Origin of the sequence: Paraburkholderia sp. Cpub6 (assembly GCF_014201065.1) — a bacterium.
In the GTDB taxonomy this organism is placed as follows: Bacteria; Pseudomonadota; Gammaproteobacteria; order Burkholderiales; family Burkholderiaceae; genus Paraburkholderia; species Paraburkholderia tuberum.
Map to the genome: position 1 here is coordinate 1 of NZ_JACHDM010000060.1, position 9796 is coordinate 9796.

Genomic DNA, 9796 nt, shown 5'->3' on the forward strand with positions numbered 1-9796 from the left:
CATCGTGAGTCTGTTCCGTAAACTGCCTTCTTCTATAACGTCCTCGGCTACGCCAGCGATGACCACCGAGCTGAATAAATCAGCGTTTCCCTAGGGACGCAGCGAATAACAAGCAACCAGCCGTGAACAAGTTTAGGAAAAATACCGTCAGGTGTCCATCGACAGTGGATGCTGTTCCGGGCTAGCGTAACGACGGAAACAACTACCCAAACGAAAGCGCGCGGTCTGTCCGATCGGCTGCCGCAGGCTGACGGCGACAACGACACAACGAGCTTTCGGACCACTACGAATCGGCTGCATGGGTCGCTTGACGGCATCAACGTCAGCCCCCCACGCCCGGCCCGATTTGCTGACCAATGCTCCTCACCATGACAACGCCAGTCAGTGCTCCCTGGAGGTCGCACCTTTTCGTGGCTTACTTAACCTGCGACAGGTCAAGTTCTGCAAGCGCCATCTGGATTTCCTTCGCTGATTTCCCTTGAGCAAAAAGCGTTGCAGCGCGTTTCGCGTGTCCGGCGAGCAGGTGATGTTGCGGCCCGGGAGCATGGGCGTAGATGTGATGCGGCTGGAGGCCGGCGGCACGCAGACGGCGGACATAATACAGCTGGCTGTAAAAGGGAACCACACGATCCTCCGGATCAGAAATCACATAGATTTCCGGTCGTGGATCCCGGCGAATGCGCCCGATTTCGTCGACAGGATCGTAATAGCTCCGGGCATCGTAAAGCAGTTGACCGGGGATTTCCCGCTTGTATTCCCAGTACGCCGCGACCTGTTTGGCGGAAACAAGGGCGGAAGAAACCACCGATGCCGCGACGTCTCCGCGTCTGTTCAGGAGCGCAGCGGCGATCTGGCCTCCGGCGGAATGTCCGGTCAGAATGAATGATGCAATGTTGTAACGCTCCTTGAGCATGTCCAGTGCGCGATCCATCAGTTCGATCTCGCGATGCGTGCGGCGCATGTTATGGTCGCCAGAGGAGCCATAGATACCCGGCCGGGCAAGATAGAGCGTGGGACGGCCGGAATCAGCGGACCATTTAGCCATATCTTTCCCAATCTCCATGGGCGAAACAGACAGGTAGGATTGTGTAACGTACCTGACTCCCTTCGTCGTTCTCAGCATGACATCCCCGCTGAAATAAACCAGCACAGTGGGGCTTTCGCTGCCGGACAATCCATGCGCGTAGTATCGAATGCAATCTCCCTTGCCGTTGACTTCGACCCACAGGCTATCGGGCACTCGCGCGCAGTGTTCCGGCGAACTGAATGAACCGTTCAGGGCTTGTGCGGCATCGAATGGCTCGCTTCCCACAGGGATATTAAGCTCCCCAGGCCGTGGAGTCTCAAACGGCCCCAGTGTGGGTCGGTCCGCCAGACCGGGTTCGGTAACGCCCAAAACGCCAAAGACAACGAACAGGAAGCGCCGGAGTCTCCAGCGCAGAAGGTGCGATAAACGCCGACAATGTCGGCCAAACCATTTCATAAATAAGGTTCCGTGAGGTTATGCAGAAAAGACAGAAATGATCAACGATGGCCATGCGCGCGGGCAACGAACTCGCCTGCACCAGACGCAGGCGAGCACCTTGGGTAGTACGGCTGATTTGGCATTCGGGTCCCGTGCTGCGCGCAGACTACCCCGCGCGGCTTACCGCCATCGGGGGTGAGCGCTGGAAGCTTTCGGGTCGTTCAGGCACGCCTGAAGACCCATTGCTCGCAGGGCCAGAGGTCAATGCTACTTTTGCGCGCCAGCCCTCAGCCACGCTACGACCTCATGGAGACGCGTACTGTTCGAGCCCTTGAGCAGCACTACGTCCTTGTCGACAAGCTGTTCTTGAAGTGCAAGCTTCAATTCGTCAAGCGAATTCGTGTAGCGCCCACGGCGTGCAGCCGGCAACCGTTCCCAGAAGTCGGTATAGAGCTTGCCCATGACATAGACGCGATCGATCCCGCAACGCTCGACCACTGCAGCCAGGTCGGTATGAAGCAGCGACGCCTGGGGACCGAGCTCCGCCATCTCGCCCAGCACAGCGACTCGTCTGGCTGCATTCTTCATGTCCCGCAAATGTTCCAGAGCGGCCTGCATCGAGCCGGGATTGGCATTGTAGGCATGGTCGACAATGGTCACGTGCCGTCCGTCGAGCGTCAGCTCAAACTCCTCGCCGCGGCCGGACAGGGCAGCAAAGCGTGCGATCCGTTCGAGCGCAGGTTCGAACGGATAGTTGAGCGCCGAGACAGCGGCAAGTACTGCCAGGCTGTTCAACGCCATGTGCAAGCCTGCGGCCCCGATCGGATAGGTGATATCGCGCCCTCTAATACGCGCATCGACCCGCTGCCCCGACGCGTCATGATCCACGAGTTGAAACTCGCTCTCGGCAGTCGTGCCGTAAGTAAAGATTTTCAGATCCCGTTCGATGGCCGCCTGGTAGACGGTATCCCATTCCAGCATGTCACGATTGAGCACCACGACACTTCCCGCAGACATGCCAAGAAAAAGCATGCTTTTGGTCCGGGCAATATCAGTGATTGTGCTGTTTTTTCCGAGGTGAGCAGGCTGGATGTTTGTGAAAATGCCGACGTCCGGGCGGGCAATGGCCGCGCTCTGTCTCATTTTTCCCACGGCAACTTCCAGGACGACATGAGGGGTGTCCCACTTGATTGACGCAAGATTCCAGCTCACACCTTGGGGAAGGTTTGCGTTGAACGCGCTCGCCGCTGTCGGACCGTAAGCATTGAGGGCGTCAGCCAGCATGGCCACGAGCGTGGTCTTGCCAGCGCTTCCGGTCACCGCCAGGACAGTGCCGCTCATCTGGCTGCGTGCATAGGCTCCCATCGCAAGAATTGCCGTGGCCGTATCTGCGACATGCAGGACCGGCAAATCGGCAAGTTGAGCCTGCACATCCGAATGGCTCGAGATAACACCCGCCGGGCGCGGCTGCATCTGTCGAATGACAGGAACAGGGATCCCCCGGCTTACCTCACCGGTTCGGGCAACCACGACGTTTCCAGGCTGCATGGCAGGCGCGTAAATGCAAAGGCCGCTCGCCGTCCACCCCAATGGCGGCTGCTTGAGCCACGTCCCCTGCGTGGCCGCCTCGATCAGGGAGGCGTTCCATTCCCGCGACAGCGTTGCGGATACTGAATGCCGCTGCGACTCCAGATAGTTCAGATAGGCGACAAAACCCGATAGATAGTGCTCGACATCGTCAATGCGGACCCGGAAGGCATGGTGGCGAATGAAGAAGCTGCCGGTGATCCTGCCCGGATTGGCAAAGTACATGGCAAGTTCCGGCCAGAAATGGCCATCTAACAGGCGCTGCGCCCGCGCATGCAGTGCATGGAAGAACTTATCCAGATCGACCTCGGCAAGCAGGTGCTCCAGGCCGGGCTGCTGCTGCATGCGGCTAATCATCTGCTCGGCAGCCGTCATCAATTCAAGCAGGGTTGGAAACGTCGTCACCCTTTCAGCCACGAAATCAAGATAGGTGGCGAAGTTCTGGATTCCAAATTTGTAATACGCTTCCAGTGGCCTGTGACGGGTCAGTTCGTTCACACAATAGCTGAGCCAGTGGTCATGCGCCTTCCAGTGTTTTGCCTCGATGAAATGGCCGAACGCCTTTTCTACTGCTGCGAGCCACCTCGCATCGCCAGTCAGACCATAGAGGCGCATCAGGCCGAAGGCCGCTTCGCCATCGTAATAGATGATCCGGAATGCCTGCTTAACCGACAGATCCGGATAGTTCAGCACATGGCTGAATTGGCCGGTGTCCGCATCCTGCATGAAAAGGATGCCTGTTGCCAGCTGTTCTAGCAGAGTCAGATATTCGTCTGAGCCGGTCAGCTGGCTGTATTTGACCAGCGCCAGAAGGCACACGCCGTTGCCACCCAGTTTGACTTCGCCCTGCCGGTCAACCAGAAACGCCGCGCGGGCACCGGACGGCAATTCCGCCGGCATGATGAGTTCATTGACGAGATAATGCAGCGCCGCGTCGATTGCTGTCTTGAGGTCGTTGTCCTGGGTCACTTCCCAGGCTTCGAGCATCGCATAGATCGAACTTGCATGACGCAGGGTGTTGTAAGTGCCGATTTCGCGATCGAAACAGGGATGCCAGCCATAGTGGAAGCGCCCGCCAGGCTGTACCTGGCCGGCCAGATAACGGCTGCCGGATGCGACGAGCGCCCTGACGTCTGCCGGCCGGAGATGTTCGATGATGCGGCGGCCCGCGTTCAGACCCGTCCCGTGCAGAAGGTGTACCTCCGGCGCTTGCAGGCTGGCGAACGCCCCGCGGGTCGAGAACACATACACCTCGCGCGCGTCTGCGAAATCCACATTGGCAAGCTGGTGCCGCATGGCGGCATACCGTTCGACGTTCTTCGTGTTCACGACGGCATGCGCCTGTGCCGGTCCACCATACAGCATGGCATTGGCATTCAGCTCTGTCTCCAGGAAGGCATGCCTGAAACTGCTGTCCAGCGACAGGCCGTGACGGAAATAGTTGCGTTTGGTCTGTTCGAGACGGTTCCGCAGTGCTTCCCAGGTCGTGACCTCAACGTTTTCAACCCAATCCACGCGAAGCCACTGGACGCCCACTCTGGTTGTGCCTCCAGCCTGCGTCGCCCGTTCCATGCCGACGTCCCAGGCCTGGGCAAACGTCGGAGCCGTTGCGCTCACGACGTCGGCTCTCCGCTGGGCGTCGCTCCATGAAAAGAACAGGACGAAGGACGGCCAGGGCGCCGCCAGGGGATTGACCTGCGGTTCAACGACAGAGCGCAGTCGTGCAAACAGGGCAGGAAAATCTGTGGGAGTGAACGCGGTGGGCGACATGGTTTTACTCTCGGTAAGGGGACAATACGTCTTCGGCCAGATGCCTGGCGACAGTGTTTCGTCTGGCAGCGGCCAATGAAATCTGACCGGAGACGATTGGCTAATTCAGTATATACATTTGGCGAATAATGCTTTTGCAGAGGTTCGAGCCTGTAATCGAAAACTGGGCTCCCTGAATATCACCTTCCGGGGGGCAGTCGTGTATCGGCACAATCAGCGTTGCGCCGGCGCACGCGAGTTCCCGTCGCCACTGCTCGATGAACTCTCGTTTGTGCGATCGGGATGCAAATGTGAACTCGTTGAGCATCCTGTTAAAGAACTCCTGATCACTGTCTTGCAACGCCGCATAAGCGAGCAATACATTGATTGCAGGAATCGCTGGTTTTTTGGCCATCACAACTCCGTATTTGAAGCCCTCGTCGTTTGCCTGTGGCGAGAGACAGATTAACGATAATAAGATTTCGCGAAATTAAGCTTTCGAACTGTTAGCTTTTCTGACTTGGTATTAACCTCCTGTCTTGTTTTGCCTGACAGGAAGCGATGCCTAAAGAACTCTTAGACGACGAACAGTGGTCACTCATCGAACCACTTCTCCCTGCACGAGGATTGCGCAAGCGACAGCATGCGGGGCGCAAACCGACATCCTGCCGCGCCGTATGGCGGGCATTGTGTTCGTGCTGCGTACAGGCATTGTGTCGAATCTGCTACCGCAAGAGATGGGATACGGTTCGGGCACCGCCTGCTGGCGACGGCTCGCCGCACGGCAGGAAGCAGGCGTCGGGCAACGCATCCACGAAAGTTGGTCCCTCGAGCGTCCGATTGCATGGCCTCGCTCGTTTGGACGCCTGAAGATTCGCTACGAACGCTACGCTCATATTCACGAAGCCTTCCTGTCCATCTGGACGCCCTTCAAGCCGCTTTTGATTCATTTCGCAACAGCTTCTTAGTGGGAACGCGACCTCCCCGATTCACGAAGGTCGCGCGCCACAGGAGCCTGCGTCCGCGTGCGATCAGGCCGGATGGGACAGGTTCACACGCACCACCACGCGGCGGTTGGGCGCGTTGCAGGCAATCTTCTGCTGCATCGTGCCGCTGCACTCCGTAACTACTGGATCGGAATTGCCCGCGCTTTCCGCTGTAATCTTCAACGTCGGAACACCCTGCTCAATCAGCATCCGGCGAACCGTCATCGCACGCTGCTCGCCAAGTTTCTGCGCCGCTGCGTCCGAGCCGATCAGGTCTGCGTGGCCAATCACCGTGACGGCTTCCAGCGGTGCGTTCTCCGCAAGAATCTGCTCGGCAAGACGCGAAATCTCCGCTCGGCCTTTGCCGGTCATGTCCCGACTTCCGGACTTGCCGAAGGCGAACAGCGTGTCGCCCTTGAGGGTGTAGTTTTTTACCACGGCGGGTTGTGCCGCAGCAGCAGGTTGTACGACGGGGACCGACGGATAGTCACACGCCTGAACTGCCGATGCACGGGAAAGCACGTGCATTTGCGCGCGCATGCCCTGCAACTGGGTTTCAGCTTCGTTGCGCGGCACCACCACCGGTGCGCCATTGCTGCCAGCCGGCGCGACCTTTACGAAGTAGGTCATGCCGCCCTTCAGTTCAGCGCGGGATCCCCCGGTGGTCTTGCCTTTGTACAGCGGTGCATCGTGGATGTACGCACCGAGCGTGTGTTCGCCCGGCTTCACGCAGAAGATGCTGTAGCCGTTAGGCAGCAACGCGGTCTGCAGTTCGCCATCAACGTAGACATCAGCGGCGGCCGAACGGCCCGCCCCTGCGGATGTGTCACGGTAGTAGACGATCTGCGCCTGCTGCGAGCTGATCTGGCCAGCCGGCGCGTAGGTCTGGCCGAATACCTTGCCAGGCTGTGTGCCGGCACCGGTCATCGGCCCGGCACCGGGTGCGCCTGCCTGAGTAGCCAGCGGTTGCTGGTTGGAGAAAGTGTGCTGTGCGACGGCGGGCAAGATGCCGGCCGTCACGAGCAATGCGCCTGCGAGCGCACGCTTCAAGGTTCTATTGAAAGTCATGTTAGTTCACCAAAAGGGTTCCCGAACCGCCCTATGCGGTTCAGGGGACCTGATCAAATGATTGGTCAATTCCAGGGGTCCGCGACGCAGGTCATGCGTCGCGGACCGTCCGAAGGTCAGTGGTTGTTCAACGTCGTCTCGACACCGTGCTGCACCAGCAGTTCGGCGTTCAGACCCGAGTGGTAGAACACGTCATACTCGATGTCACCCACGGTCGTGGTGCCAGACTCCTGCACCCAGTCGCCGACGTCGCCACCGTCCGGCAGCAGATCGGACAGGTCGACCTTGTCGCCCGCATCGCCCTTGACCATCAACTGCGTATGGCCGTCGGCAATGAACAGGTCCTTGGCTCCCAGTTCGAGCACATCGCCCAGCGAAAGCTTGAGCGTGTTGTTGCCCGTGCCGGTAATGTCGAACACTTCGATCGACGACAGCTTCTCTTCAACGTTCGTCAGATCCAGCACGAAGCCTGAACCCGTCAGCGTCAACACGTCCACACCACTTTCAGTGTGAATATCACCATACACACCGGTGGAATACTCAATGCCCTGAAGATCAAGCACCGTATCTGTGCCTTTAGTCGAGATCATGCCTACCGACTGATCGTCACTATCGAGTGCCGGGTCTGAATCGTTCAGCTCCTGCACGTCGACGCCACTGTCGGCAGGGACATCCGCATCGGCATCAGACGAATCCTCGATGTCCTGAATCTCGGAAACCGCGACCTCGTCCCCAAGGACATCAGACTCGCCGGTTACGGGCTGATATTCACTCGTGTAGAAAGCGTAATTTGACATCTGAAAACCTATATCCGCAACATCGAACACAATTTCGAAGCGTTGCAATGTAGTGCCTTCCGGAGCGGTGTATTCAATGTGATTGAAGCCGTTCACCAAATCTATCGTGGTTACATTGCCGTCCCAGTCATAGACCTTCATTGAATAATGGCCGGTTTGCACGTGGATACCTGCGAGATCGACGGAAAACGAAGTGACATCCTGAACCCAATGGCCATCTGCTTGGAAATACATCCGGAAAACAGACGCTTCTTTCTGCTGCGGCGCGTTCACTCGCTTCTCTACATAAAGGACACCGCCAGGCACCGTGTTGTACGGCGCACCAACTACGCGCGTTGAATGAACATCGCCGGCATTGAAAAAGTCATAGGGGGGGGCACCCGATTTTGAACTGAAATCAACCTCATAGTGTCCGGGCAGCAACAGCGAGAACCCGAATTGTCCGCTCGGTTCACTGGCGCCCACCTCGTTCGTCGCCACAGCCGTCAGGTTATGGTTCCCTTCGGCCAGCGGCGTCTCCGGCGTGAAGCTCCAGTTGCCATTGTCATCAGCCTTCGTCTGCCCCAGCACCTGGCCACCATCGGAAATTGTCACTGTGCTGCCCGGCTCCGCCGTGCCACGGATTTCCGGCTGCGCATCATCCGTCGTCGAGCCCTGAGCGATCGGACCTGTCACTGTGCCTTGATCGTCAATCACTGCAATGATCACCGGCGCGTCCGGCGGGGTCGTGCGTACGATCACGGTCCACGGGTCCGACGGCTTGCTTTCGTTGCCCGCCGGATCGCGTTCCACCACCGTGAACTCATGCTGGCCTTCGTCCAGCGGCGTGTCCGGCGTGAAGCTCCAGTTGCCCTCCTCGTCGACCTGCGTCTCGCCAATCGGCGTGCCGTTGTCGTTCACGATGATCGTGTCGCCCGGCTCACCCTTGCCCACCAGCGTCGGCGTCGTGTCGTCCGTGCTCTCCCCATTGCCCACCGGACCCTGGATCGCACCCACGTCGTCAATGACTTCGCCAATCGACGGCGTGTCCGGCGGGGTCGTGTCCACGATCACCACGTGCGGCTCTGACGGCTTGCTTTCATTGCCCGCCGGATCGCGTTCCACCACCGTGAACTCATGCTGGCCTTCGTCCAGCGGCGTGTCCGGCGTGAAGCTCCAGTTGCCCTCCTCGTCGACCTGCGTCTCGCCAATCGGCGTGCCGTTGTCGTTCACGATGATCGTGTCACCCGGCTCACCCTTGCCCACCAGCGTCGGCGTCGTGTCGTCCGTGCTCTCCCCATTGCCCACCGGCCCCTGGATCGCACCCACGTCGTCAATGACTTCGCCAATCGACGGCGTGTCCGGCGGCGTCGTGTCCACGATCACCACGTGCGGCTCCGACGGCTTGCTTTCGTTGCCCGCCGGATCGCGTTCCACCACCGTGAACTCATGCTGGCCTTCGTCCAGCGGCGTGTCCGGCGTGAAGCTCCAGTTGCCGTCCTCGTCGACCTGCGTCTCGCCAATCGGCGTGCCGTTGTCGATCACGATGACCGTGTCGCCCGGCTCACCCTTGCCCACCAGCGTCGGCGTCGTGTCGTCCGTGCTCTCCCCATTGCCCACCGGCCCCTGGATCGCACCCACGTCGTCAATGACTTCGCCCATCGACGGCGTGTCCGGCGGCGTCGTGTCCACGATCACCACGTGCGGCTCCGACGGCTTGCTTTCATTGCCCGCCGGATCGCGTTCCACCACCGTGATCTCATGCTGGCCTTCGTCCAGCGGCGTCTCAGGCGTGAAGCTCCAGTTGCCGTCCTCGTCGACCTGCGTCTCGCCAATCGGCGTGCCGTTGTCGATCACGATGACCGTGTCGCCCGGCTCACCCTTGCCCACCAGCGTCGGCGTCGTGTCGTCCGTGCTCTCCCCATTGCCCACCGGCCCCTGGATCGCACCCACGTCGTCAATGACTTCGCCCATCGACGGCGTGTCCGGCGGCGTCGTGTCCACGATCACCACGTGCGGCTCCGACGGCTTGCTTTCATTGCCCGCCGGGTCGCGTTCCACCACCGTGATCTCATGCTGGCCTTCGTCCAGCGGCGTGTCCGGCGTGAAGCTCCAGTTGCCCTCCTCGTCGACCTGCGTCTCGCCAATCGGCGTGCCGTTGTCGT

General features: G+C 59.5%; 5 protein-coding genes and 1 pseudogene. 1 reads left to right on the forward strand and 5 read right to left on the reverse strand.

The window, feature by feature from the left end; translation table 11 throughout:
- Window positions 1-415 precede the first annotated feature (415 nt).
- From HDG33_RS36190 to HDG33_RS36200, 3 genes are all read right to left on the reverse strand, one after another.
- Window positions 416-1483: a S9 family peptidase gene (locus tag HDG33_RS36190; protein ID WP_184041029.1), complete on the reverse strand. Its 1068-nt coding sequence runs from the start codon at window positions 1481-1483 to the stop codon at window positions 416-418.
- A 249-nt stretch (window positions 1484-1732) separates the two neighbouring features.
- Window positions 1733-4822 carry a UDP-N-acetylmuramoyl-tripeptide--D-alanyl-D-alanine ligase gene (locus HDG33_RS36195; RefSeq protein ID WP_184041031.1) on the reverse strand — a complete coding sequence of 1030 codons (3090 nt, stop codon included), beginning with the start codon at window positions 4820-4822 and terminating at the stop codon, window positions 1733-1735.
- A gap of 100 nt (window positions 4823-4922) precedes the next feature.
- Window positions 4923-5216, reverse strand: a complete 294-nt coding sequence (locus HDG33_RS36200; RefSeq protein ID WP_184041033.1) for a hypothetical protein — start codon at window positions 5214-5216, stop codon at window positions 4923-4925.
- 146 nt (window positions 5217-5362) lie between these two features.
- On the opposite strand from HDG33_RS36200, the pseudogene HDG33_RS38545 reads away from it, so the two are divergent.
- Window positions 5363-5622, forward strand: a pseudogene (locus HDG33_RS38545) (transposase); the annotation flags it as partial.
- Between the two features lie 210 nt (window positions 5623-5832).
- Here HDG33_RS38545 and HDG33_RS36210 read toward each other — a convergent pair.
- Together HDG33_RS36210 and HDG33_RS36215 are read right to left on the reverse strand one after the other, a co-directional pair.
- Window positions 5833-6837, reverse strand: a complete 1005-nt coding sequence (locus HDG33_RS36210) for an OmpA family protein (RefSeq protein ID WP_260330721.1) — start codon at window positions 6835-6837, stop codon at window positions 5833-5835.
- A gap of 134 nt (window positions 6838-6971) precedes the next feature.
- Window positions 6972-9796: Ig-like domain-containing protein (locus tag HDG33_RS36215; protein WP_260330722.1), on the reverse strand; the 2825-nt coding region annotated here is incomplete at its 5' end.

Excerpts from the sequence above, each read along its gene's own strand:
- HDG33_RS36190 (WP_184041029.1), bottom strand. The coding sequence starts at position 1,483 with ATGAAATGGTTTGGCCGACATTGTCGGCGTTTATCGCACCTTCTGCGC.
- HDG33_RS36195 (WP_184041031.1), bottom strand. The coding sequence starts at position 4,822 with ATGTCGCCCACCGCGTTCACTCCCACAGATTTTCCTGCCCTGTTTGCA.
- HDG33_RS36200 (WP_184041033.1), bottom strand. The coding sequence starts at position 5,216 with ATGGCCAAAAAACCAGCGATTCCTGCAATCAATGTATTGCTCGCTTAT.